The organism is Slackia exigua ATCC 700122 (assembly GCF_000162875.1).
In the GTDB taxonomy this organism is placed as follows: domain Bacteria; phylum Actinomycetota; class Coriobacteriia; order Coriobacteriales; family Eggerthellaceae; genus Slackia; species Slackia exigua.
This window is the reverse complement of sequence record NZ_GG700630.1, coordinates 302563-328495: the sequence shown is the minus strand read 5'-3', so window position 1 is coordinate 328495 and position 25933 is coordinate 302563. Positions and strand designations below refer to the sequence as shown.

19 protein-coding genes and 2 tRNA genes are annotated in these 25933 nt (G+C 63.8%); all 21 read left to right on the top strand.

The features are described 5' to 3' along the window. Positions 1–2: 2 nt before the first annotated feature. The 21 genes from HMPREF0762_RS01430 to clpX all read left to right on the top strand — a co-directional run bounded on the left by HMPREF0762_RS01430 (position 3) and on the right by clpX (position 25904). Complete coding sequence (locus HMPREF0762_RS01430; RefSeq protein WP_006361566.1) at positions 3–1748, top strand: ABC transporter ATP-binding protein; 1746 nt, start codon at positions 3–5, stop codon at positions 1746–1748. Further along, on the top strand, positions 1736–2491 hold the full coding sequence (locus HMPREF0762_RS01425) for an energy-coupling factor transporter transmembrane component T family protein (RefSeq protein WP_006361565.1): 756 nt from the start codon (positions 1736–1738) through the stop codon (positions 2489–2491). The genes HMPREF0762_RS01430 and HMPREF0762_RS01425 overlap by 13 nt, the downstream gene beginning before the upstream one ends. 9 nt (positions 2492–2500) lie before the next feature. Beyond that, entirely contained in the window at positions 2501–3997 is a 1497-nt protein-coding gene (locus HMPREF0762_RS01420; protein WP_006361564.1) for an ABC transporter ATP-binding protein, read from the top strand. Between the two features lie 295 nt (positions 3998–4292). Then, a complete protein-coding gene (locus HMPREF0762_RS01415) occupies positions 4293–5339 on the top strand; it encodes a branched-chain amino acid aminotransferase (protein WP_040618768.1) in 1047 nt (348 codons plus the stop codon). Positions 5340–5453: 114 nt separating this feature from the next. Further along, complete coding sequence (locus tag HMPREF0762_RS01410) at positions 5454–6947, top strand: response regulator transcription factor (protein WP_040618767.1); 1494 nt, start codon at positions 5454–5456, stop codon at positions 6945–6947. Between the two features lie 253 nt (positions 6948–7200). Then, entirely contained in the window at positions 7201–7950 is a 750-nt protein-coding gene (locus tag HMPREF0762_RS01405; protein ID WP_006361560.1) for a precorrin-2 dehydrogenase/sirohydrochlorin ferrochelatase family protein, read from the top strand. After that, entirely contained in the window at positions 7947–9347 is a 1401-nt protein-coding gene (gene hemA / locus HMPREF0762_RS01400; protein WP_006361559.1) for a glutamyl-tRNA reductase, read from the top strand. The genes HMPREF0762_RS01405 and hemA overlap by 4 nt, the downstream gene beginning before the upstream one ends. Continuing rightward, positions 9340–10296, top strand: a complete 957-nt coding sequence (gene hemC / locus HMPREF0762_RS01395; RefSeq protein WP_006361558.1) for a hydroxymethylbilane synthase — start codon at positions 9340–9342, stop codon at positions 10294–10296. The genes hemA and hemC overlap by 8 nt, the downstream gene beginning before the upstream one ends. Further along, complete coding sequence (locus tag HMPREF0762_RS01390) at positions 10293–11939, top strand: bifunctional uroporphyrinogen-III C-methyltransferase/uroporphyrinogen-III synthase (protein WP_006361557.1); 1647 nt, start codon at positions 10293–10295, stop codon at positions 11937–11939. Before hemC ends, HMPREF0762_RS01390 begins: the two co-directional genes overlap by 4 nt. After that, the gene (gene ahbC / locus HMPREF0762_RS01385) at positions 11936–13198 is read left to right on the top strand and encodes a 12,18-didecarboxysiroheme deacetylase (protein ID WP_006361556.1); all 1263 of its coding nucleotides are present in this window, start codon (positions 11936–11938) and stop codon (positions 13196–13198) included. Before HMPREF0762_RS01390 ends, ahbC begins: the two co-directional genes overlap by 4 nt. Before the next feature lie 47 nt (positions 13199–13245). Further along, positions 13246–14250: a porphobilinogen synthase gene (hemB, locus tag HMPREF0762_RS01380; RefSeq protein WP_006361555.1), complete on the top strand. Its 1005-nt coding sequence runs from the start codon at positions 13246–13248 to the stop codon at positions 14248–14250. Next, entirely contained in the window at positions 14238–16898 is a 2661-nt protein-coding gene (gene ahbB, locus HMPREF0762_RS01375) for a siroheme decarboxylase subunit beta (protein ID WP_006361554.1), read from the top strand. The genes hemB and ahbB overlap by 13 nt, the downstream gene beginning before the upstream one ends. Before the next feature lie 2 nt (positions 16899–16900). Next, positions 16901–18190, top strand: coding sequence for a glutamate-1-semialdehyde 2,1-aminomutase (gene hemL / locus HMPREF0762_RS01370; RefSeq protein WP_040618765.1), 1290 nt, complete (start codon positions 16901–16903; stop codon positions 18188–18190). A gap of 170 nt (positions 18191–18360) precedes the next feature. Then, positions 18361–18436, top strand: a tRNA-Glu gene (locus HMPREF0762_RS01365). Between the two features lie 101 nt (positions 18437–18537). Then, positions 18538–18762 (top strand): hypothetical protein, encoded by a 225-nt coding sequence (locus HMPREF0762_RS01360; RefSeq protein WP_050759685.1) that lies wholly within the window; start codon positions 18538–18540, stop codon positions 18760–18762. A gap of 42 nt (positions 18763–18804) precedes the next feature. Next, the gene (locus HMPREF0762_RS01355) at positions 18805–19716 is read left to right on the top strand and encodes a diacylglycerol/lipid kinase family protein (RefSeq protein WP_006361551.1); all 912 of its coding nucleotides are present in this window, start codon (positions 18805–18807) and stop codon (positions 19714–19716) included. 7 nt (positions 19717–19723) lie between these two features. Beyond that, positions 19724–21880: a cation:proton antiporter gene (locus HMPREF0762_RS01350; protein ID WP_006361550.1), complete on the top strand. Its 2157-nt coding sequence runs from the start codon at positions 19724–19726 to the stop codon at positions 21878–21880. Between the two features lie 97 nt (positions 21881–21977). Continuing rightward, positions 21978–22062, top strand: a tRNA-Leu gene (locus HMPREF0762_RS01345). 93 nt (positions 22063–22155) lie between these two features. Continuing rightward, on the top strand, positions 22156–23766 hold the full coding sequence (tig, locus tag HMPREF0762_RS01340) for a trigger factor (RefSeq protein WP_245935467.1): 1611 nt from the start codon (positions 22156–22158) through the stop codon (positions 23764–23766). A gap of 147 nt (positions 23767–23913) precedes the next feature. Next, positions 23914–24540 carry an ATP-dependent Clp protease proteolytic subunit gene (locus HMPREF0762_RS01335; RefSeq protein WP_009078239.1) on the top strand — a complete coding sequence of 209 codons (627 nt, stop codon included), beginning with the start codon at positions 23914–23916 and terminating at the stop codon, positions 24538–24540. Positions 24541–24545: 5 nt separating this feature from the next. Further along, positions 24546–25904: an ATP-dependent Clp protease ATP-binding subunit ClpX gene (clpX, locus tag HMPREF0762_RS01330; RefSeq protein ID WP_006361547.1), complete on the top strand. Its 1359-nt coding sequence runs from the start codon at positions 24546–24548 to the stop codon at positions 25902–25904. Positions 25905–25933 lie beyond the last annotated feature (29 nt).

The following is a 25933-nucleotide window of genomic DNA, read 5'->3' as shown; positions in this document are numbered from 1 at the left end:
CGATGCTGGGTACGATTAGAAATATATGGCAGTTTGCCGAGCCGCAGCACGGCTTGCTCGTCAGGGCCATAGCCGCCAACTTCATTAAGGCTTTGTTCGGTCTGCTGGATTATTTTGCGATATACGTGGTGATCGATGCGTTGCTTGCGGGCGCTTTCTCCTTCGAGGTGATCTTCGAGGCCGTGGCCCTCGTCTTCATCGGCGTTATGGGCAGGTGCTTTGCCGATGCGGTGTCGATGGCGTCTATGAATGGGATCGGCTATTCGCTGTCGCGGGACAAGCGTTTGCTCGTGGCCAATCGATTGCGGTATGTGCCCATGGGTTTTTTCGCTGACGTTAACCTAGCTGAGTTGGCTACCGTTCTCACCACGACGCTCGATGAGTTGGAGACGCTTGGCCCGCTTGTGCTCGTGCAGTTCGTATCGGGCGTCATCGGTACGACGGTCATGGCGGTATTCGTCCTTATGTTCGATTGGCACATCGGCTTGATAGCGCTTGCGACGGTGGTGATCTACTTCAGCGTTGCTCGGCTGCAGCAGCATGCGTTAACTGCCTTAGCTCCTAAAAAGCAGGCAGCTCAAGAAGATCTTGTCGGCGCGGTATTGGAGTATGTAGAGGGCATGCAGGTGGTGAAGGCGTTCGGACTCGCGGGAACTCAGAACAATGTTGTAAGAAAAGCGGTTGACGATGCTCGTCAGTGCACCACCGAGCTCAATCTCAAATCCATTCCCTGGGTGGCGGTTCAGCAAATCGTGCTATCTTCCGCCTCTGTCGTTGTTGCGGCAGTCTCGACCTTGCTTTTCCTTGCGGGAACGACGGAGCTTTCGACCTGCCTCTTCCTCCTGATTCTGTCGTTCGTATTATTCACCTCCCTCGACTTCGCAGGCAATTCGGTATCGCTTATGAACGTTATTGATTCAGCCGTCAGCAAATTGGGTAAACTGCAAACCATGCCCCTGCTGAAGAGCGGTGATGTGAAGGAGGCGCCTGCCAGTCATGGGATTGCATTCGAGAACGTGGAATTCGATTACGGGCAGACGGCCGAGGAGGCAGATGGACTCATCAAGGGCATCACGGCTTCCATCGAGAACGGGACAACCGTAGCTCTTGTTGGCCGCTCCGGATCAGGCAAGTCGACGTTTGCTCGTCTCATCCCCCGTTTTTGGGATGTGGATGAGGGCCGCATCACGCTTGGCGGCATCGACATCCGCGATTATACGTACGATACGCTGCTTTCACAGGTATCCATGGTGTTCCAAGACGTCTATCTCTTCAACGACACGGTGGAGGCCAACATTCGTTTCGGCCGCGTCGATGCGACGCGCGAGGATGTGATCGAAGCGGCCAAGCGGGCATGCTGCCATGATTTCATCATCAAGCTTCCTCAAGGCTACGACACGATAGTAGGCAAGGGAGGCTCATCGCTTTCCGGTGGCGAGCGCCAACGCATATCGATTGCGCGAGCGCTTTTGAAGGATGCTCCCATCGTCATTCTCGATGAGGCGACGGCTAGCGTTGATCCGGAGAACGAGTTTGCCATCATGCAGGCGATCGGAGAGCTTACCCGAAGCAAAACGTGCATCATGATAGCCCATAGATTGAATACCGTGCGTCATGCCGATCAGATATTCGTCATCGATGACGGCCGTATCGTCCAGCGAGGCACCCACGATCAATTGATCTGCCAGTCGGGCATTTATGCACGGTTCATCAAGTTGAGGCAGGACGTGGCAAAATGGCGCCTATAGAAGGAGCCAAGCGCGTCTGCCCGTCGACCGAATCCGAGGGAGAGTCAGGCCGTATCGCGGCGTTTGAACGGATCGGGTATCCGCTTGACCCGAGAACGCTCATGGTTCTTTTGATTGTCGGAAGCATAGTTCCTTTCGTTGCCGGCAGGCTTGCCGTCTGGGTTCTCCTGATCGTCTCTTCGCTCGTCTACTATCTGTTCAAGAAAAGCCTGCCGCTTACGTGGTTGGTGATGGCCGTTTCGCTCCAGGGGATCGTTGCGGCCATCAACGCTTCCGGGCTTTTTGGAGCCGTGCTTGCATTCGGCATATTGATTTGGGCGATCGCATCGCTCATACCGACCTTCATCATTGGTGCGGTGCTTGTCTCTATTCCTTCGGGGGCAATCATGCAGGCTCTTAGGACCCTTCGCATTCCAGAGACGGGTCTTATCGGAATCGCGGTAGCTTTGCGCTATCTGCCTGATGTGCGCATGCAGCTCATCCAGATATCGAAGGCGGCGAAAGTGCGTGGATTTCGACTCTCTCCGCTTCATCCGGTTCGCTCCTTCGAACTACTGATAGTCCCATTGATTCATCGGTCTCTGAGGGCGTCGGATGACCTTACTGCTGCCATCATAAGCAAGGGCATAGAATTCGAGGCTGCCAAAACATCTCTGTATCTTTTCAGGCCCGGTGCGTTGGATGTTGTCGTTCTTACGGTTTACTTGCTGCTTTTTCTGTCTCGATTTGCATTCGGATCGTAAGCGACTGTTATGGAGGGTGAAGTGAACGGGAGGAATGATCAAGGTGCAGCTGTCGCATTGGAGAACGTGAGCTTTAAATATGAACTATCGAGCGAATGGTCTATCAAGGATGTCAGCCTAGAAGTGGCGAAGGGCGAATGCGTCCTGCTTGCGGGACGGTCAGGTTGCGGCAAGACGACGGTTCTACGGACCATCAACAGGCTCGCCCCTGATTTCTTCGAGGGAAGACGCACGGGCGACATAAGCGTGCTGGGTTTTCCTATTGATTCCTTTGCTCCTGGTGAGCTTGCGAGGCATATCGGAAATGTCTTCCAGGATCCCCGCAGCCAGTTCTTCTCGTCGATCGTCGAGGACGAGATAGCCTTGGTCGGCGAGAATCTCGGAATGTCTTATGAGGATCTTATCGAGAATGTCCCGAAGGCAGCTGCGCAGGCAAACGTTGCGGGGCTATTGAAAAAAAGCTTGCATGAACTTTCCGGAGGGCAGAAGCAACGGGTGGCTATAGCCTCTGCGCTGTTGTACGACTGCGATATTATCTTGCTGGATGAACCTTCTGCTAACCTCGACCACGCCTCGACGCTTCTTCTCAGAGATGCGATCATGGATTTGAAGAAAATGGGAAAGACCGTCTTGATATCCGAACACCGTCTTTTCTATCTGAAGGGCGTCTTCGATAGACTTGTGCTTATGGACGACGGTCGCATAGATCGCATGTACACCTCGGATGAATGTGAAAACCTCGACGTTCGGTCGCTCCATCTGAGATGCCTTGATGAAAACGAGTTGGAATCCTGCCGTCCTGCTCCCTGCGGCAGGGAGCAGATCTCCGCTTTGGGAATCGAAGTGGCTGTGGGTCAAAGGGTTCTTATGCCTTCAGTCGATTTTCGTCTTTTAAAAGGGGAGGTCATGGGAGTCGTCGGAGCCAACGGCATAGGGAAAACGACTCTTGCAGAGCAGCTTTGCGGTTTGGCTTCCATCCGCAAGGGGAGCGTGAACTACGCGAAGGGCAAGAAAGGAAGGCTCAGGAAGGTTTATTACACGATGCAGAATCCTGACACTCAGCTGTTCTTCGAAACCGTGGAGAAGGAGCTGCTAGCAGATGGATTGGACGAAGAATCGATGGACAAAGCAGCTCGGTATCTCAAGCAGATGGACCTTTGGGATCGAAGGCAAAGCAACCCGCATGAACTTTCCGTCGGCGAGATGCAGCGGCTTTCTGTTGCGGTTGCTTGCATGCATGAACGTGAGCTGCTGATCTTGGATGAGCCGTCGGCTGGTCTCGATTATCAAAGAATGAACGATCTTGCATCGATGATATGCGAGAAATCCGTGGATTGCCCGGTCATCGTCATCACTCACGACATCGAGCTACTTGCTCTCTGCGCTTCGTCGGTCTTGCTGTGTTCGCCCTATGCTGCGGAGAAGATTCCGCTTGCAGGTAATGAACGTAGAGTGGTTGACTTCATGCATGGTAGCTTTCAAAGCGTGAGAGAAGCATTCCTGTGAGTAGGATGTCGTCGGGGAGGTTCCGATGTTGCGGGTTTCGTGCCTGGCTTCACGAACGAGTTGGTTGATCCGCTATTGTCACGTAAGCATTCCCGACGTTCGGTTGAGACCATATGCGCACCGATGCCTTCGCGTCGCCCATCACTTTAATCTCAAGCAGCATCCCGCCGTGTGCCTTTGAAGCCCGATGGCGGATTCGCTGCGGAATTAACCTGTTCACAATAAAAGGGGGAGTACAATCTCGCGCAATGCGAGATGCGCGCCTGAAACGCCGCGCCCGAAGCGAGGAAAAGCGATGGTATCTATGGACAAGAAGGATCTGGATTGGGGCAACCTGGGGTTCGGCTATATGAAGACCGACTTCAGCTACGTTTGCGATTACAAGGACGGCGCTTGGGGCGAGGGAAGGCTCACGCGCGACCATACGGTGACGCTCAGCGAATGCTCCGGCATCCTGCATTACTGCCAGGAGGTCTTCGAAGGCCTCAAGGCCTACACCACCAAGAACGGCGACATCGTCTGCTTCCGTCCCGACCTGAATGCCGCCCGCATGCGCTCTTCCGCTGAACGCCTGGTCATGCCTTCGTTCCCCGAGAATCGCTTCATCGACGCCGTCAAGCAGGTCGTTTCGGCCAATGCCGCCTGGGTTCCGCCGTACGGCTCGGGCGCCACGCTCTACGTCCGTCCGTTCATGTTCGCCACGGGCGAGGTCATCGGCGTGAAGCCGGCGGACGAATATCAGTTCCGCATCCTCGTCACGCCGGTCGGCCCCTATTTCAAGGGGGGTGACGAGGCCATCACGATCACGGTCGCCCGATACGACCGTGCGGCACCGCATGGCACCGGCGGCATCAAGGCGGGCCTGAATTACGCGATGAGCCTCTATCCGTATGAAGAGGCGCATAGAAACGGCTATTCCGAAAACCTCTACCTCGATTCAGCGACGCGCACCTACGTCGAAGAGACCGGCGGCGCCAACGTGCTGTTCGTGAGCAAGGACGGCACGCTCGTCGTGCCGCAGTCGGCGACGAATTCCATCTTGCCTTCGATCACGCGCCGCTCGCTCGTGACCGTGGCCGCCGACATGCTCGGCATGACGGTCGAGGAGCGACCGGTTGCGTTCGCCGAAGTGCTCAATGGTGATTTCGTCGAATGCGGGCTGTGCGGAACCGCTGCCGTCATCTCGCCCGTGGGGCGTATCGAAGCCGAGGGTATCGACGTGGTCTTCCCCGACGGCGCGGAAACGTCCGGTCCCGTCATGAAGAAGCTGCGCGCCACCTTGACCGCCATCCAGAGCGGCGAGCTTGCAGGTCCCGAGGGCTGGGTCGTCAAGATCGCGTAGATCGCGGGCATAGTTTTACGATGCAATAGGCGGGTGCGGGCTTCGGCGCGCGCCCGCTTCATGTATAGTCCGATGGTTCAAGCATTCATGTCAAAGCGTCGTTCGAAGAGAATCATGGAGCACATGGGAGACACGCTGGAAACGCAAGAGACCGCCTTCGACGTCAGGCGTCTGCTCATGTTGGGGCTCGGGTTCGGCTGCCTGTTCGGCGCGACGGGCGCCGCCATGTTCGGCGCGGGAGGCTACTTCGGTCCGGTCTCGTCTTTCGGCGACGTGTCGACCCCTGCCGCCATGTGCCTGCGCCTCGGCGCCATCGCGCTGATCGCCGTGCTGGGCCTTGCGGGCCGCCATGCGGTTCGCATGCCTCTTGTCATCGGCGCTGCCGTCGCTGCCGCTGCCGGCGGCATCGTCGTGTCCTTTGTGCCTTCGGTCCCGCTTTCCATCGCGGCCGGCGCGCTCGAAGGGGCGGGCGAAGGCGTGCTGCTCTATGCCTGGTTCATGCTCCTTTCTTCGCGGCATCGCGAGGAGATCGTCTTCGCGACCCTCATCGGCTTTCTCGTGGCCTGGGCTTCCTTCGTCGCCGCCCCGCATCTCGATCGCACGATGCAGGCCGCGCTCTATGCCGTTCTCACGTTCGTCTCGGCATTCGCGTTTCTGCACGAAGACGCCTCCTGTGCTTCCTGCGCGCCCGACGGCGGATTCGACCGCTCCCAGATCGCACGCGTCCCGTGGTTTTCCGTGTGCGTCACGATTCTGTGCACGATGCTCGCATCGGCGCTCTTCGGCACCGTGAGCATCGTGTTTCCCGCCACGAACGGCTCGCTTACCTATGCGCTGTTCGCGACCACGACGCTCGCCGATATCATGATCACCTACATGCTCATGACGCTCGCGAAGGACTGGACGCAGTCCGTCTGGATTCCCACGCTCGTGATGCTCTTCATCGCCTTGCTCTTCTCGTGCTTCATGACGACCGACGCCATTCGGCTCGCCGTTGCGCTCATGATGGCCACGATGTTCGGCTACTTCTTCCTGCGCTGGCCCGTCTTCGCCGGCATGCTGTCCGACCTGCGGCTTCCGCGCTCTTTTGCGGCCGGCATCGTGCTTGTGCTGACCAACGGCTTCTTCATGTACCGTCTCGGCGAAAGCGTGGGACGTTCTCTTCCCGAAAGCGTTTTCAACGTCAACGGCGTAGCGGGCGTCATGACGCTTCTCGTCGTGGTCTCCTTCGGCATCGCGGCTGGCCTTGCGCGGATTCTTTCTACGAAGGGCGGCATTGCGGCCGCCTTCTCCGGCAGCGCGGACATGGATGCCGAGGAAGCCTCTGCGGGCGAACCGGCCGATCCCGTCGCGGCCTTCGCCGAGACGCTCGAATCGCACTTCGACGATTTGTCCGCCCAATTTGGGCTCACGCCGCGCGAACGCGAGATCGCCATGCTCACCGCGCAGGGGTTCACCTCCACCTATATCGCCGATAAGCTCGTCATCTCCGCGAGCACGGTGCGCTTCCATCAGCAGAACGTTTATCGCAAGCTCGACATCCATTCGCGCCACGAGCTCATCGAACTTGCCAACGCCGATCTCATTGCCGCATCCCGCAACGCGTAACGCGCCCCGCAGCCATGCGCATCGTGTGGAGCGCATGCAGCCTCGGGTAACTTTTAATTCGAAAACACCCAGCTCACATGACACCTGATAAGTCTGTTGGGCGTTCTATCTCCGCATATGGATGAAAACCGTGCATCCCGTCAGGTGAAGAGAACGCACGTCTTGCCTAATATCGTTTCGTCGATGCCTGCGTGCGCGAAGCGCGCGGCGGGCAAGGGGCCGTTCGATCGGAAGGGGGAAGCGAGGCGCGCGCGTGCGCTGTCTCGCTGAAAAGACGTTGAATTCGACGACTGCTGAAGTTGCCGCGGGGCATGCGTCCTCGGCGCAGGGCGCGCCGCACGATCGCCGCATTGCGCCCTATCCTCTCTACCTATACCTTGACGGCCAGCCGGTCGTCGTCGTCGGCGCGGGCGCCGTTGCCGAACGCAAGATCGCAACGCTTCTCGAGCGTGGCGCATCCGTCACCGTCGTGGCCCCCGATGCCACCGACGAGGTGAAGCGCTGGGTCGCAGACGGGCGCATCCGCTGGCATGAGCGCGGATACCGCACGGGCGACCTTGCGGGGGCGCTGCTCGTCATCGGGTCGACATCCGACGAAGCGGTCAACCGCCTCGTCTTCGACGATGCGTGCAAGGCGCACCAGCTCGTGAACATCGTGGACGTTCCCGAGCTCTGCACCTGCATCGTGCCGTCCATCATGCGTCGCGGCCGGCTGCAGATCGCAGTTTCGTCCGCAGGTGCCGCGCCGACGATCGCGCGCGATATCCGCCTCGGCCTCGAAGAGGCCTATCCCGCCTATTGGGCCGACTACATCGACCTTCTCGGCGATGTCCGCATGCTCGTGAAGCAGCGGGTCGAAGGCCCCGCGTCTGCGAGGCGCCCGCTTTACGAGGCTGTCGCCGCGAGCGACCTGCTCGAGCGCATTGCCGCAGGAGAGCGTCCCGAAGCCGAGGATATCTACGCCGCCGTCGTCATGCCCCTGCTCGAGGGAGGCACGCGATGAGCTTGGTCTGCATGGGGGCGAGCTATAAAACCGCTCCGATCGCCGTGCGCGAGCGCATCGCTCTCGCGCATGAGGACATCCCCGCCGCCCTTGCCGAGCTGGCGGACGGCAGCGGCATCAAGGAATGCCTGATCCTTTCGACCTGCAACCGTATCGAGGCATACGTCGACGCCAAGACCGACCGCATGGGCATCGACGCGCTGACGGCGTTTTACGAACGGCGTGCGGGTGTGCCCCTGCCCGAGGGCGCCTTCTTTCTCGAGCGCGGCATGGCCGCCGCGACGCACCTGTTCCGCGTCGTCTGTTCGCTTGATTCTCAGGTTTTGGGCGAAGCCCAGATCCTCGGGCAGACGCGCGGCGCCTTCGAGGATGCCGTCGCGGCCGGCACCTGCACCGATGTGCTCATGCATCTGTTCAAGGATGCGCTGCATCTCGGCAAGCGCGCCCGTGCGGAAACCGCCATCGGCCAGGATTCCGTATCGCTTTCGACAACGGCCTTCAATGTGGCGCGCCGGGCGTTTCCCGACCTGCCCGATCGCCGCGTCATGTTCGTCGGTGCGGGCGAGATGGCCCGTCTTGCCTCGACGTATCTGACGGAGGCAGGCGTGAACGACATCGTCGTGTCCTCCCGCTCCCGCGAACACGCACGGGCCCTCGTCGAGGCCTGCGGCGGGCGCGTCTGCGCGGACGGCTCTTTTTACGAAGAGTTGGCCTGTGCCGACGTCGTCTTCTCCATGACTTCGTCGCGCGAATGCGTCATCTGCGCCGATGAGCTTTCGGCCGCGCGCGATCGTGCGGGCATGCAGGGACGGGCGTGCGTGATCATCGATGAAGCCGTCCCGCGCGACGTCGAGGACGCCTGCGCCGACATCGACGGCGTGCGCCTGTACAACCTCGAGGCGCTCGCCTCCATCGTCGACGAAGGCATGGCCGAGCGCGTCGCTTCGGTCGGCGACGTGGAGCGGCTCATCGCCGAGGCCGAGGAATCGTTCTTCGCCTGGATGCAGCAGCGCAACGTCGTGCCGACGATCAAGGCGATCTACGCGAAGGGCGAAGCCGCGGTCGATGCCGAGCTTTCGCGCGCCATGCGCAGTCTCACTTCGGTGCGCGGCGAGGAGGTCTCGGACGACGAGCGTGCCGTGCTCGAGGCCTTCGGCAGCTCGATCATGAAGAAGATCCTGCACGGCCCGACGATTCGCCTTCGCAAGGAATCGTCCTCGGCCGATTCGTACTACTACACGGGGGCCGCACGCTACCTGTTCGGCATCGAGACGTTCCCTCTCGGCACGCACCATCACGCCTGCGGCACCGCATGCAGGTCGGGATTGCCGTGTCCGGTGGGCGTCGACGAGAGTCATCGGGAAGTCTGCAGCTCGAGGGGGATTGCACATGCATAACGATACGTGCGTCATCGGGACGCGGGGAAGCGCGCTCGCGCTCTGGCAGGCCCATGCCGTGAAGCGCGCGATCGAGGCGTCGCGCCCCGACGTCTCCTGCGAGATCCGCGTCATCAAAACGACAGGCGACCGCAACCTCGCCACGCCGCTTGCCGAAATCGGCGATAAAGGCCTGTTCACTAAAGATCTCGAGGCGGCCCTTGTCGCCGGGGAGGTGGATATCTGCGTCCATTCCATGAAAGACGTCCCGACCGAGCTCGCAAACGGCTGCGGCATCACGGCCATGCTCGAGCGTGCCGATGCGCGCGACGTGATCGTCTGCGGTCCCCGCATCCAGGCGGAATGCCTCGCGGACGTTCCCGCCGGATCGCGTCTCGGGACCGGCTCGCTACGCCGCGTCGCTCAGATTCGGGCGGGCTTTTCCGGTATCGTTCCGACGCCCATCCGCGGCAACGTGGACACGCGCATCGCGAAGGCGTGCGGCGAGGAATACGAAGGCGCCGTGCTTGCGGCGGCCGGCGTGACGCGCATGGGCCTGGCCGACCGTATCGCGGCCTATATCCCCGTAAGCGAGATCGTTCCGGCCGTCGGCCAGGGAGCCGTGGGGATCGAGGCGCGTCTCGGCGACGAGCGCGTCTGCGAACTCTGCGCTCGCATCGACGATGCGGCCACGCGCGTCTGCGTCGAAGCCGAGCGTATCGTGCTCTGCGCTCTCGAGGGCGGCTGCCAGGTTCCCATGGGCGCCTATATGCGTTTCGATAGCGGCGACATCGCGGCCGATGCCGTCGTCGCCTCCGTCGACGGATCGCGCGTCGCGCGCGTTGCGCTTCGCGTGCCCGCATCCGATGCGACTCCGGCCGACGTCGCCAGGCGCGTGCTCGCCGAGCTTTCGGCCCAAGGCGCCGATGTCATTCTCGAAGAGATCCGCGCGCAGGAGGCGGGCCGATGAGCGTTTCCACCCATGTCGCGCTCGTCGGTGCCGGTCCAGGTGATGAGGGGCTTTTGACCTGCGAAGGTGCGCGCCTCATCGAATCCGCGGATATTATCGTCTACGACTACCTCTCCAATCCGCGCCTGCTCGGGCGCGCACGCGCGGATGCGCGTCTCGTGTACGTGGGGAAGAAGGGCTTCTCGGGGCATATCACCCAGCCCGAGATCAACGATATCCTGATCGATCTTGCGCGCGAACTGGACGCGGCCTTCAAGGCGCGTCTCGCATCCCGTCCGGCCGACGCCGCGCGCGCCGAGTCGGGAATCCGGGCCCCTCTGCTCGTGCGTCTCAAGGGCGGCGATCCGTTCGTGTTCGGGCGCGGCGGGGAAGAGGCCCTTGCGCTGCGTGAGGCGGGCATCCCGTTTTCCGTCGTTCCCGGCATCACGAGCGGTATCGCCGCACCGGCTTACGCGGGCATTCCCGTCACGCATCGCGGCGTCGCGTCGTCGGTCACGTTCGTGACCGGCAACGAGGATCCGACCAAGGACGAGACGGCGCTCGATTGGGAGTCGCTCGCGGGCATGGTGAAGGCGGGTGGGACGCTCTGCTTCTATATGGGCATGCGCAACCTTTCTTCGATCGCCGGACACCTTGCGGTCCAGGGTGTCGAGGCGGACTGCCCCTGCGCGCTCGTGCGCTGGGGAACCACGCGCGAGCAGCGCACGCTCGTCGCGCCTTTGTCCGATGCCGCCCGTCGTGCCGAAGAGGCCGGCTTCACGGCCCCCGTCATGACGGTCGTGGGGCAGGTCGCGTGCCTGCGCGAAGATCTCTCCTGGTTCGAAGACGCGCCGCTTTTCGGCAGGCGCATCCTCGTCACGCGCTCGCGCACGCAGGCCTCTGCCTTCACGCGCAGGCTCGAGGCGCTCGGCGCGCAGGTCGTCGAGGTTCCGACGATCGACATCGCGCCGCCTGAGTCGTTCGATGCCCTCGATGCGTCCTTGAACGCCCTCGATGGGTTCTCGTGGGTCGTCTTCACGAGTGCGAACGGCGTCGAGGCGTTCTTCGAGCGCCTGCGCCGCCGCACCGCGCTGCCGCACGACGCCCGCGCGCTCGCGCATGCCCGCATAGCCGCCATCGGCCCGGCGACTGCCGATGCCCTGCGCGCGCACGGCATCGAGGCCGATGCGGTTCCGCACGAGTATCGCGCAGAGGCCGTCTTCGATGCGATGCGCGAGCGCGGGCTCGATGCGGACGATGCGGTGCTCATCCCGCGCGCCCAGGTCGCACGCGAGGCGCTGCCCGAGATGCTTGCCGGCATCGGGTGCGCGGTCACCGTCGCGCCCGCCTATCGAACCGTCGTTCCCGGCACGAGCGCCGACGCGGCGAGGGCGGCGCTTGCCGACGGCGTCGATGCGGTGACGTTCACCTCGTCGTCCACCGCGGAAAACCTCGTCGCCCTGCTCGGCGAAGATGCGCCCGCGCTGCTTGCGGACGCGCGCCTGTTCTCCATCGGGCCCATCACCACGGCCACCCTCGAGCGCCTGGGCTTCCCGCCCGCCTCGACCGCATCCTCCTACACCATCCCGGGCCTCGTCGACACGCTGCTCGAGGCCTTCGCTTCCCCGGATGAGACCGCTTCCCCACGAAAGGACCACCGATGATCGGAATCTCCAAGCTGTACTGCGGCGCCGTCGAGCCCGCCGACGTCTTGCGCTATCGACGCATGTCCAAGGAACTCCCGAGCGGCCTGCTTCAGTTCTCCAAGGACAAGAAGCCTGTCGTCGTCTGGAACTGCACGCGTACCTGCAACCTCAAGTGCGAGCATTGCTACGCGCTTTCCGACGCGAAACGCTACGACCAGCTTTCCACCGAAGAGGCCAAGGCCATGATCGACGATCTGGCGGATTTCGGCGCGCCGGTGCTTCTGTTCTCGGGCGGCGAGCCGTGCGTGCGCCCCGATCTGGTCGAGCTCATGCAGCATGCGAAGGACCGCGGCATGCGCGTCGTCATCTCCACCAACGGCACTCTGATCACGCCCGAGCTCGCACGCCGCTTCGCCGAGGTCGGCCTGTCCTACGTCGGCGTCTCCTTCGACGGAGATCCCGAAACCCACGACCGCTTCCGCGGCGTGGAGGGCTCCTTCGACGCGGCGCTCCAAGGCCTCAAGAACGCCCAGGATGCGGGCATCAAGGTCGGCCTGCGCTTCACGATCAACAAGCACAACTGGGAAGAGATCAACGACATCTTCGACCTCATGCAGGCAAACGGCATCAACCGCGCGTGCTTCTACCACCTGGTCTATGCCGGCCGCGGTTCCGAGATGATCGAAGAGGATCTGACCCACGAGCAGACGCGCAAGGCCGTCCGCCTGATCATGGACCGTACGAAGCAGTGGTTCGACGAGGGCGGTACGCCCGAGATCCTCACGGTCGACAACCATGCCGATGCCCCGTTCGTCTACATGGAGCTTCTGAAGGAAGACCCCGAGCGCGCCGAGAAGGTCATGCAGCTGCTCCAGTGGAACCAGGGCAACTCCTCGGGCAACGGCATCGCATCGATCAATTGGGACGGCGACGTCTACGCCGACCAGTTCTGGCGCCATTACAGCTTCGGCAACGTCAAGGACCGTCCGTTCTCCGAGATCTGGTCCGACGTATCGCGCTCGACCGAGGCTTCCGAGCTCATGTACCGCCTCAAGGACAAGCGTCCCTGGGTCAAGGGCCGCTGCCATGACTGCCGCTGGCTCGATGTGTGCGGCGGCAACTTCCGCGTCCGCGCCGAAGCGGCCACGGGCGATCTGTGGGCGAGCGACCCGGCGTGCTATCTGACCGACGCGGAGATCGCGCGCACGGGCGACGAGCCTGCGCCTATCGTCGAGGCGCCCGTCGAGGACGATGTCGCCGCCGCGGCCATCGCGTAGGGCCGCATCCTTCGAGCCATCCGTTGATTTCAAGGGGGTCCATCACCATGGAATACGGGAAGTTCCCGGCATATCGCCCGCGCCGCATGCGCGCGACCGAGACGATGCGCCGCTACATCCGCGAAACCGAGCTGTCTGCCAAAGATTTCATCTATCCGCTCTTCGTGAAGCCGGGCATCGGCCTGCGCGACGAGATTCCCTCGATGCCGGGCGTCTACCAGGTGTCTATCGACATGCTTGAAGCCGAGATGCGCGAGCTTGCAGGCCTGGGCGTGACGTCGGTCCTGCTCTTCGGCATCCCGTCGCGCAAGGACGAATGCGGAAGCGAAGCCTACGACGACCATGGCATCGTGCAGGAGGCCGTCCGCGCGATCCGCGCGAAAGCCCCGGCGATGACCGTCATCACCGACGTCTGCATGTGCGAGTACACGAGCCATGGGCACTGCGGCAAGCTCGACGGGAACGGTGACGTCGACAACGATGCGACGCTCGAGTGGCTGGCCGCCGAGGCCGTCAGCCATGCGAAGGCAGGCGCGCACATGGTCGCCCCCTCCGACATGATGGACGGGCGCGTGGGCTTCATCCGCGCCGCGCTCGATGCGGCGGACTTCGCGAACGTCGGCATCATGTCGTATTCGACCAAGTACGCAAGCGGCTTCTACGGTCCCTTCCGCGACGCCGCCGATTCGGCGCCGTCCTTCGGCGACCGCCGTTCCTACCAGATGGATCCCGCCAATGCAGAGGAAGGCGTGCGTGAATCCGCGCTCGACATCGCCGAAGGCGCCGACATGGTCATGGTCAAGCCCGCGCTGCCGTATCTCGATGTGCTTTCGCGCGTCAAAACCGAGCTGCGCTTCCCGACGGTCGCCTACAACGTGTCCGGCGAGTATTCGATGGTCAAGGCCGCGGCCGCGAACGGCTGGATCGACGAGCGTCGCGTCGTCCTCGAGCTTCTGACCTCCATCAAGCGCGCCGGCGCCGACATGATCATCACCTATCACGCCAAGGAGGCCGCTCGTTGGCTTGCCGAGGAGGCCTCATGCCTGGAATAGTCGAAACGTCCGAATCCTTCGCCGTCGCTCCGGGCTCGCATGCTCCGGCGCCCGGCGCAGCCGTGCATCCGGGAACGCATCCGTCCGCGCATGAGGGCGGCCTGCAGGTGTCGGGCGCCACGGGCGCGCGCGGGCGTTCCTCGTACCGTCCCGGCGCAGGTGCCGCTGCCCAGGCCTATCAGGCGCGCACCGGCATCCAGCCGCCCAAGATCGTCGCATGGGAGATAACCCGCAGCTGCAACCTGGCCTGCGCGCACTGCCGCGCGGCGGCGCATTGCGAGGCGTATCCGGGCGAGCTGTCGCTCGACGAGTGCAAGGCCGTCATGGACGACATCGCCTCGATCACCGACCCGATCCTCATCGTCACGGGCGGCGAGCCTCTCATGCGTCCTGACATCTGGGAGATCATCGACTATGCCTTCGAGGTGGGGTTGCATCCGGTCATCGGCACCAACGGCACGCTCATCACCGACGAGATCGCGAAGAAGATCGCCGAGCACGGCATCCCGCGCGTCTCGGTGTCGCTCGACTTCCCGACCGTCGAGGGCCAGGATGCGTTCCGCGGCGCCAGCGGCGCCTTCGAAGACACGGTGACGGGCATTCGCAACCTTGAGAAATACGGGGTCGGCGTGCAGGTGAACTCAACCGTCACCAAGATGAACAACGATATGGTGGACGATCTGCACGACCTGTCCGAGGATCTGGGCGCGGCGGCCTTCCATCCGTTCCTGCTCGTGCCGACCGGCCGCGGGGAGGACCTCGTGGACGTCGAGCTGACGCCTGACGAATACGAAGAGGTTCTGACCTGGGCTTTCAAGCGTCAGGAAACCTCCCCGATGAGCTTCAAGCCCACCGATGCGCCCCAGTACTACCGCATCATGCGCCAGGAGGCCGCCAAGCAGGGCATCAAGATCACGCCGCAGACCCACGGCATGCAGGCCATGACGCGCGGATGCCTGGGCGGCATCACCTTCGTCTTCATCAGCCATACGGGAGACGTGCAGCCCTGCGGCTACTTCGACATGCAGCTCGGCAACGTCAAGGAGACGCCGTTCTCCGAGATTTGGACGAATTCCCCGGTTTTCGACGATCTGCGTCATTACGACCGCCTGAAGGGCAAGTGCGGCGCCTGCGAATACAAGGGCGTCTGCGGCGGCTGCCGTGCGCGCGCCCTCTCGCTTACAGGCGACTATCTGCAGGAGGAGCCGTACTGCGCCTACGTGCCGCGCGGCTATGCGCAGGATGCGGTGCTCGATGTCGCCCAGGCCCGCTTCCCGCTCGCGGCCGACCCGTACGGCGTGCTCGCCGATGCGCTCGGATTCACGCGCGATGCGGTGAAAGACGCCGCCTGGTCGCTCTTCCGCACGAAGGCGGTGCGCCGCATCGGCGCCTCGTTCGATTCGCGCAAGCTCGGCTATTCCTCGGCGCTCTGCGCCATGGCGGTGCCGGGAGATGCCGCGGCGCTCGAGGCCGCCGCTGCGATCGTCGGATCGTATTCCCAGGTCACGCATAATTACGGGCGCGACAACCGCTACAATCTCTGGTTCACGCTCATCACGCGCTCGGAAGGGGAGCGCACCCGCATCCTCGATCAGATCCGCATGCGCACGGGCGTTTCGGACGTCCTGTGCATGCAGGCGACGAAGACCTACAAGATCCGCGTCGACTTCGCGACCGGCGCCGCATCCGCGGATGCGCGCTGCGAGGCGCGAGAAGCGCTCGACGCCGCGGTCGGGGCGCTTCCGGACCCTGCGTGCGTGCGCCCCTTCGATGCGGGCGATCCCTTCGATGTCGAGCTCGTGCGCTGGGCGCAGGACGACGTGACGTCCGCGGGCCTCGATTTCTCCGCTCCGTATGCGCGGCTCGGATTGTCCGAGGATGCGGGCATCGACGGCATCTCCGGCGCATCGGAGCGCATGCAGCCCGCCCAGGGGTGCGCCCATGGCTCGGCCATCTCCGAGGTCGCGGCGAGGCACGGTCATGCGGGCGCATCGTCGGGCGTCGCGGGGCACCCCTCGGGGCATCCCGGCATGCATCCCTCGGGCGCCCCGGCGGAGCATCCTCATGGCTCGCGCGGGCTTCAGGGCGCAGGGCATCCGGTCGGACATCCCGGCGGGCTTGCCGCAGGCTCTTTGCCCGGCGCCTTCGCCTCCGACGCCGCCATGGACGAGGCGGCGGCCGCCATCGGCGCCTGCCAGCTGTTCGACGACCCGTATGCGCAGGGTGCGCGCCGCATATCCGCGCGCATCGGACGCAAGGTCTCGGAAGCCGAGGTCATCGCCCGCATTCGTGATTTCAAGGCCGATGGGACCATCCGCCGCTTCGGCGCCATGGTGCGCCACCATAAGGTGGGCTACGCCTGCAATTCCATGACCGTCTGGGATATTCCGGACGAGAAGGCCGATGCGGCGGGCGAGGTCTTCGCGAAGGCCCCGTTCGTGTCGCACTGCTACGCGCGTCCCCGCGCGCGATCCTGGCCGGGAAACCTCTATGCCATGACGCACGCGCGAACCGCCGAAGAACTGTCCTCGCATATCGAAGAGCTGAAGGCTATGCTTGTCGAGGCGGGCGTCGAGGCGAAGGGCATGGAATCGCTTACGACGACGCGCGAGTTCAAGAAGGCATCCATGCGCTATTTCGAGGAGTGATCATGACCATCGGCAGAGAGCGCTCGTCGCGCGATTTCGCGCACGCGAAAACCGTCATCCCCGGAGGCGTGAACTCTCCGGTCCGCGCCTTCCACAAGGTCGCGTGCGATCCGGTCTTCTACGACCATGCGCAGGGGAGCCGCGTATGGGACGTCGACGGCAACGAATACCGCGATTTCATCTGCTCATGGGGGCCGATGATCTTCGGGCACGGCGACGCCGACGTGCTGTCCGCCGTGCGCGCCCAGCTCGAGCGCGGCGTGTCCTACGGCGCCCCGTGCGAGGCCGAGCTCAAGCTCGCCGATAAGATCTGCGAGGTCGTGCCGAACGTCGAGGAAGTCCGCATGGTGTCGTCGGGCACCGAGGCGACCATGACGGCCATCCGTCTTGCACGTGGATTCACCGGGCGCGACAAGTTCATCAAGTTCGCGGGCAACTACCACGGGCATAGCGACTCGCTGCTCGTGAGCGCCGGCTCGGGCGTCGCGACGCTCGGCATCCCCGATACCCCGGGCGTGACGGCGAAAACGGCGAGCGACACGCTCGTGGCCGGCTACAACGACCTCGCATCGGTGCGCGCGTCCTTCGAGGCGAACCCGGGCGACGTCGCGGCCGTCATCGTGGAGCCCGTGTCCGGCAACATGGGCGTCGTCGCGCCCGATCGGGGTTTTCTCGAAGGGTTGCGCGCGCTGTGCGACGAATTCGGGGCATTGCTCATCTTCGACGAGGTCATCACCGGCTTCCGCGTGGCGCTCGGCGGCGCGCAGGAACGCTTCGGCATCCGTGCGGACCTCGTGACCTTCGGCAAGATCATCGGCGGAGGCTTTCCCGTGGGATGCGTCGGCGGCGCGGCGCGCATCATGGACGCGCTCGCTCCGGCGGGGCCGGTCTATCAGGCGGGTACGCTTTCAGGCAATCCCGTCGCGATGGAAGCAGGCCTTGCCCAGATCACGAAGCTGCAGCAAACCGAGGGGCTCTACGAGCGGCTCGACGAGGCGGGGCGGCGCCTGGCGCGCGGCCTGCGCGGCGCCATCGCCGATGCGCGCGTCGCGGCGACGGTGAACCGGTTCGGCTCGCTCGCGACCGTCTTCTTCTCGTCTGAGCCGGTGCGCGATTGGGACACGGCGTCCGTCTGCGATCAGCCGGCGTTCGCGCGCTATTTCCAATCGATGCTCGATCAGGGCTTCCTCATAGCTCCGAGCCAGTTCGAGGCCATCTTCCTGTCGGCAGCCCATACAGACGAGGACATCGACGCCTTCATCCGCGCCGCCCGCGTCGCGCTCGGCGCATAGCATCTCCGGGTCGCTTCGATCTCGAGCATGCCTGAAGCCGCCCGCGCCGCGCTCGGCGCGCAGGTCGCTTCGCGTCGTCCTTGCGCCGCCCCGTGCTTCTCGTTGCGAAAATTTGGTGGGAGAGGAGCATGCGGGCGGCTCAGGGCGCGCATTGGATATAATGCTAAGTCGCCCTCATCGTCTAGCGGCCAAGGACGCCGGCTTCTCAGGTCGGAAACGGAGATTCGAATCCTTCTGAGGGCACCAGTCGTATTCTCAACGCGCCGGGTCGTCTCGGCGCGTTCGCATTGCGCGGCGCCAGGCATGCCTTCGCCGCGCACCGGCGTCTCAGGAAGGGGGCGATCCCTTTGGGCGAAACCAAGACCATGGTCTTCACCGGTCGGCGCATGCTCGTCAACAGCCTCGGGCTCGAACCCGGCAAGACGTATGACGTGACGCTTCTCGAGCGCCGTTTCGGCAAGACGGGGTTCTGGGTCGAAGTGACCGACGGGCTCGACGTCTGCCGCTGCCCGTACAAGAGCACGGACGATTTCAGGGCGAGCTGGGCGTCCGCAGCGCATTCGACGCGCTAGCCGCGTCCATGCCAGCCGCGATTCTGTGGGAGGTGCCGAGGCGTGGCTTTCGGAAGAACGGTCTTCATAGGCAACCCCGCCGCGAACAACGGGGCCGGCGCCGCAGACATCGCCGCCCTTGAATCGCTCGCGCAGGCGAGCGCGGCGTCGTTCTCGTCGCTCGAATTCATACGGACCGCGGGTCCGGGCGATGCCGCCGCGCGCGCGCGGGCCGTCGAGGCCGACCTCGTCGTCGCCGTCGGAGGCGACGGCACCATCCACGAGGTCGTTTCGGGCCTTATGGAGCGTCCGCCCGCCGATCGCGCGAGCCTCGGCGTCATCCCGTGCGGCAACGGCAACGATTTCGCGCGCACGCTCGGCATGCCCGTCGGTGTGGCGCAGGCGTTCCCCGCGCTGCTTGCCGCCGAGGAGCGGCCGCTGGACGTCGGCCTGTGCAACGGCGTCCCCTTCATGCAGACGCTGTCGTTCGGTTTGGATGCGGCCATCGCGCTGGGTACGCACGACCGTCGCGCGCGCACCGGGCAGACGGGCACGTCGCTGTTCGTGTCGGAAGGCATCGAGCAGCTGCTCCACCATCGCGACGAATACGCGTTCGAGGCGGCCTTCGACGGTATGGCCGAACGCGGGCGCATGATGATGTTCGCGGTGCAGAACGGCCGCACCTACGGCGGCGGCTTCGATATCTGTCCCGAGGCCGAGCCTTCGGACGGCATGCTCGATATCTGCTATGCCTCGGCCCCGCTCGGGCTCGTCCCGGCGTTGCTGCTCTTCTTGCGGGCGAAGGGCGGCAACCATGTCGGTTCGCGCAAGATGACGTTCCATCGCGTCCGCGCGCTCGACGTCGCCTTCGATCCGTCGCCTCCCGCCCAGATCGACGGGGAGCGCATCGAATCGCCGCGCTATCGCGTCCATATCGAGCCTGCGGCGCTTTCCGTCCTGTTCGCTCGGCGATGATGGCCGCATGACGACCTTCTCCTTCGTCCTCGTCCTTTGCTTCGCGGTGCTCGCATCCGCGGTCGTCCACCAGGTCGTGAGCCGCGTCTCCATGCCGCTCGTGCAGATCGGCCTCGGCGCCGCCATCGCCTTGCTCGGCGGCGTGTCCATGTACCATTTCCAGGCGGATTCCGAGCTCTTCCTCGTGCTGTTCATCGCCCCTCTGCTGTTTCAGGAAGCGCGCGGCGTCGACAAGGTCGCGCTTTGGTCGAACCGCCGCCCCGTGGCGTCTCTGGCCATCGGGCTCGTGGTCGCCGTTGCGCTCATCGTCGGCTTCTTCGCGCATGCGATCGAGCCGTCCATCCCGCTCGCCGCCGCCTTCGCCCTGGGCGCCGCGCTCGGACCCACCGACGCGGTGGCCGTCTCGTCGCTTTCCAAACGCGCATCCCTGACTCCCAAGCAGGAAGTCCTGCTTTCGGGCGAATCGCTCATCAACGACGCGTCGGGCGTCGTGTCGTTCCAGTTCGCCATCGCCGCGCTGACGACCGGATCGTTCTCGCTTCTCGGGGCCGGCGCGTCGTTCGCTCTGAGCTTCTTCGGCGGCATCCTGGTCGGCATCGCGCTCGAGATCGTGATTTCGTCCGTCATGCGCACCGTGCGCGCCCTGGGCGTCGACGACACGACGTTTCATGTGCTTTTCGATCTGGCCACGCCGTTCGTCGTCTTCCTCGCCGCCGAGTCCCTGCATGTCTCAGGCATTCTCGCGGTCGTCGCCGCAGGCCTTTCGTATTCGTTTCTCGATCGGCGCATCGGGCCTTCCGTCGCACGCATGAACATCGTCTCCTCGAGCGTCTGGCAGGTGCTGACGTTCGCGCTCAACGGCATCGTGTTCGTGCTTCTGGGCATGCAGCTTCCGAACGCCATGAGCGATTCGTGGCACGACGCCGGCATCGCCGATGCGAAGCTCATCGGGCTCGTGGTGCTCGTGAGCGCGGTGGTCGTGGCCGTGCGCATGCTCTGGTTCCTGGCCATGGACCTGTACCGGCGCATCGCGGACGCGCGCGCCGAGCGCGTTGCGGCGGGTGCATCCGCTTCCGCATGCGCCTATCCTTCGGGGCCGACCGTGCCGATGCGCTCCGGCGCCTCGCGCGCGGAAGGATTCGATCCGGCGAGCCCCATGCGGGGCGAGGCGCGCCTCTGGCTGCGCTCCGGCATCCTGCGCGATTCGCTCGTCATGGCGCTCGCCGGCCCCAAAGGCGCGATCTCGCTTTCCATCATGTTCACGCTGCCTTACGTCGTGGGAAGCATCGATTTCGCATCGCGCGATCTGCTGCTGTTCCTCGCGTCGGGCGTCATCCTGATCACGCTTCTGCTCGCGAACTTCCTGCTTCCCGTGCTTTCGCCCATACAGGATGCGGCCCCGCCCTCGAGCGACCAGGAGGCGCTCGTCGAGGTGCTGCGCGCGGTGATCGCCGATCTCGATGCGATGCAGACGCCCGGCAACCGCCGCGCCGTGCAATCGGTCATCCGCCAGTACAACGACCGCATCGCGCATATCAAGCAGCGCTCCGACGCCTTCGACCGCGTCGACAACGTCGCGCTGCGCATCGAGGTCATCGGATGGCAGGAGGCCTATGTGACGGAGCGCATGCACGAGGACGCGTCGCTCATGCTGGCCGGGCACAGGCTCCTGTCCCGCTATGCGCGGGCGAAGGCGGCCCTCGGAAAGAGGGGAGTGCCGCGCTTCGTGTTTCTCGCGCGAAAGCGCGTCATCTCGTTCAATCAGCTCATTGCAGGGATCATTGCCGATCGCCGTCTGTTCCGCCAGGCGTTCGAACAGGAGAAGGCTCCCCGCGAGCTGCATGCGGACGCGCTCACGCATGCCGTCGGGAAGCTGCGCGCGCGCCTGTCCGACGAGGGCACGCCGTCCGAGGATGCGGCCGAGATTCTGCTCGAGATGCAGAAATCCATCCGACGCCTGCGCCGCGCCGACCATGCGGCGCCGGGCATCGCCACGGCGACGCGGGTCGACGATGCGATCGACGAGGTCCGCCTCGAAGGGCTCGAACGGGAGCTCCACCATATCCAGGCGATGTACGACGACGGCCTCATCAGCCGCCAGACGGCTCAGCGCCTGCGCGACAACGTCCGCGTCATGCAGCTCGATCAGGACGGGTTCATCTAGCCGTGCCGCGGCGAAGCGTTTTCTGTGTCCTGCCATGGCTCCGCGCAAGTTTTGCTATCATGGTCAATCGCATGTTCAGGTCGTCGTGCGCATGAATGCGGGCGTGGCGGAATCGGCAGACGCGCCAGATTTAGGTTCTGGTGGGGCAACCCGTGAAGGTTCAAGTCCTTTCGCCCGCACCACATGTCCCGCGTCGGCGGCATGGATCGCGGCCGAGCATGGCCCCGGACGCCCCTTTCGGCGTCCACGAACGGAAGACCCAGATGGAGGAATCAGTGAACACTAAGGTTGAGGTGCTTGAGTCCGGCGAGACCAAGCTTACGGTCACCATCGACGCAGACGACATCAAGCGCCGCATCGCCAAGAAGTACAAGGATTTCGGGAACCAGTACCGGTTCCCCGGCTTTCGCAAGGGTCACGTGCCGCGTCCGGTCATCGATGCGAACCTCGGCCGCGAAGCCGTCCGCAACGAAGTGACCAACGACCTCCTGAACGAAACCTATCCGATCGCCATCGACGAGGCCGACCTCTGCTACTTCGGCGAGCCTTCGTTCGGCGAGGTCTCCGAATTCGTCGTCGAAGGCCAGGATTTCACCTATGACATGACGCTTTCCGTCAAGCCTGTCTTCGAGCTGTCCAGCTACGATCCGGTTTCCATCGAGATTCCCTTCAAGGAAGCCACCGAGAAGGAGATCGACGACCAGCTCGAGGCCCTTCGCCAGGGTTACTACGACTACGAGGACGCCGCCGACGACGCCGCCATCGAAGAGGGCGGCAGCCTGGACATGACCATGAAGGTCATGAACGAGGCTGGCGAAGAGCTCACGACGCTCGCCGCCGAGAAGCGTCTCTACGAGCTCGGCCGCGGCCTGTATCCCAAGGCGCTCGACGACGCCCTGATCGGCAAGAAGAAGGGCGACCATGTCTCCCTCACCCTCGAAGTGGCCGAGAACCCCTGCATGATGAGCCGCCTGATCGAGAAGAACGCCAAGCAGGCGACCTTCGAGGTCGACGTCGACTGCGTGAAGACCAAGGTCGTCCCCGAGGTCACCGACGAGTGGGTCAGCGGGCACTTCGGCATGTCCGACGTTCCCGAGCTGCGCGGGGCGCTCAAGACCGAAATCGATAAGCAGAAATCTCAGGTCATTCCCCGTATTCTCGAGACCAATGCGCTCTTCGAGCTCGGCGGCCGCCTTGAGGGCGAAGCTCCCGAGGGCATGATCGCCGAAGCCACCGACGATCTGTACCGCACCTTCTGGGACAGCCTGCAGCGCAACGGCGTCACCTTCGATCAGTACCTGGCCAACAACGGGCTGACCGTCGACGCCTTCCGCGAGGACGTCAAGAAGCAGGCCAAGGACACGGTCGTGCAGAACCTCGCGCTCGACGCCTATGCCCGCCACGCCGGCATCTCCGTCACCGACGACGAGGTGCGCGACGAATTCAAGAACAGCGGCCAGGAAGACTTCGAGGCCATGTACGCCGACTTCAAGAAGCACGGACGCCTGCACATCGTGCGCGAGGGCATCCTGCGCGGCAAGGCGCTCGAGGAAATCGTGAACGGCGCGAAGGTGACCGAGGTCGAGGAGCCTTCCGCTCCTGCGGCCGATCCTGCTGCTCCCAAGGAAGAGAAGAAGCCTGCCGCCAAGAAGAAGACGACGACCAGGAAGACCGCTTCCAAGAAGACCGGGGCGTCATCCGCCAAGAAGGACGAGGCGCCTGCCGATGCGGCCGAGGAGAAGAAGCCTGCCGCCAAGAAGGCCCCTGCCAAGAAAGCCTCTGCCGCCAAGAAGCCTGCGGCCGCCGCAAAGGCTCCTGCCAAGAAGCCTGCCGCCAAGAAGACCGCGGCCAAGAAGGACGAGGCCGAAGCGCCTGCCGCCGAATAAGAACCTATGGCCGTCTCCCTGTCCGCTCAAGGAGATGGCCTGTCGTTGCTGGCTCGTTTCCAACGGAAGCGGGCCAGAGCTGTATCATCGTCCCTTGCACGCAGGTGCACGATCGATATCACAGACATAGAAAGGACCGCGATTCGCATGAGCGCACACATCGGCGCGTACACCATTCCGTACGTCATCGAGCAGTCGCCTCGGGGGGAAAGGTCCTACGACATCTACTCCCGCCTGCTTAACGACCGTATCGTCTTCCTCGGCGACGCCATCGACGACGGCGTCGCGAACATCGTCGTCGCTCAGCTGCTCCACCTGGAGAGCTCCGATCCTGAGAAGGATATCTCGCTGTATATCAACTCTCCGGGAGGAAGCGTTTCGGCGGGCTTGGCCATCTACGATGCCATGCAGTTCATCCGCTGCGACGTCTCGACCGTCTGCCTCGGCATGGCGGCTTCCATGGCCTCCGTCCTCACGGCGGCCGGCGCTCCCGGCAAGCGCTTCGTCACGCCGAATTCCCAGATCATGATCCATCAGCCGATGGGCGGCTCGGGCGAGCGCACCCAGCAGACCGATTTCGACATCCTTGCCAACGAGATGCGCAAGACGCGCGATCGCCTCGAAGGCCTGCTCGCCACGCACACGGGCAAGACCGTCGAGCAGATCCATGCCGACTCCGAGCGCGATCACTGGCTGACCGCCGAGGAGGCGAAGGCCTACGGCCTGGTCGACGACATCATCACCTCCCGCGCCGCGGCGGGCGCGAACGCGTAAAGGGCATGTCGATGAAGGATAGGCGTACAGACACGACCGGCCCCGAAGACGTCCGCTGCACGTTCTGCGGCAAGACCGCAGACCAGGTAGGCGGTCTCGTGCAGGGTCCCGACGGGATTTTCATCTGCGACGAATGCGTCTCGCTCTGTTCGGACGTCCTTGCAAGCCACGGCTACATGGACGCGTCGGGCACGATGCCGCCGCAGAGGCTCGCGATGGACGCCCGGCCCGCCGCAGACGACGACGCGCCGAGCGCCGCCGAGGTCCTCGGCACGCTGCCCAAGCCGCGCGAGCTCTACGACCTGCTCTCCCAGCACGTGGTCGGGCAGGATGCCGCCAAACGGGCGCTGTCCGTCGCGGTGTACAACCACTACAAGCGCATCAGCCTCGGCCAGGACGTCGATGCCGACGATGTGGAACTCGCCAAGAGCAATGTGCTTCTGCTCGGTCCCACGGGTTCGGGCAAGACGCTTCTCGCCCAGACGCTGGCCCGCGCGCTGCGCGTCCCCTTCGCGATCGCCGACGCCACGACGCTCACCGAAGCCGGCTATGTCGGCGAGGATGTCGAGAACATCCTGCTCAAGCTCATCACGGCCGCCGACTTCGATATCGAGCGCGCCGAGATCGGCATCGTCTACATCGACGAGATCGACAAGATCGCCCGCAAGGCCGAGAACCTCTCCATCACGCGCGATGTGTCGGGCGAGGGAGTCCAGCAGGCGCTTCTCAAAATCGTCGAGGGGACCGAAGCCTCCGTGCCGCCCCAGGGCGGGCGCAAGCATCCGCAGCAGGAGCTCATCCATCTCGACACGACGAACATCCTCTTCATCCTCGGAGGCGCGTTCGTCGGGCTTGCCGACATCATCGGCCAGCGCGTCGGCAAGACGGGCATCGGGTTCACGAGCGATCTGCCCGAAAGCAAGAAGCATGAAGAGGCCGAGCTTCTGGCCCAGGTGCTGCCCGAGGATCTCAACAAGTTCGGCATGATCCCCGAATTCGTCGGGCGCATCCCCGTGGTGTGCTCCCTTGACGAGCTGACCGAAGACGATCTGGTGCGCATTCTGACCGAACCGAAGAACGCGCTGGTCAAACAGTACGCGCGCATGTTCGACTTCGAGGATTCGAAGCTGACGTTCACGCCCGATGCCCTGCGTGCGATCGCGCATGAGGCGAAGGAGCGCTCCACCGGCGCCCGCGGGCTGCGCTCGATCTGCGAGCGCGTCCTGCAGGACATCATGTTCGATCTTCCCGAACACGAGGGGGCGACTGCGGTCACGGTCGATGCGACCGACATCGAGGGCACGACGACGCCCGAGGTCGTATCCGTCGCCTCGGACGACGGCCTTTCTGCCGAAGAGGCGTAAAAGCGCCGATCCCGTTCGGGCGGACGTCT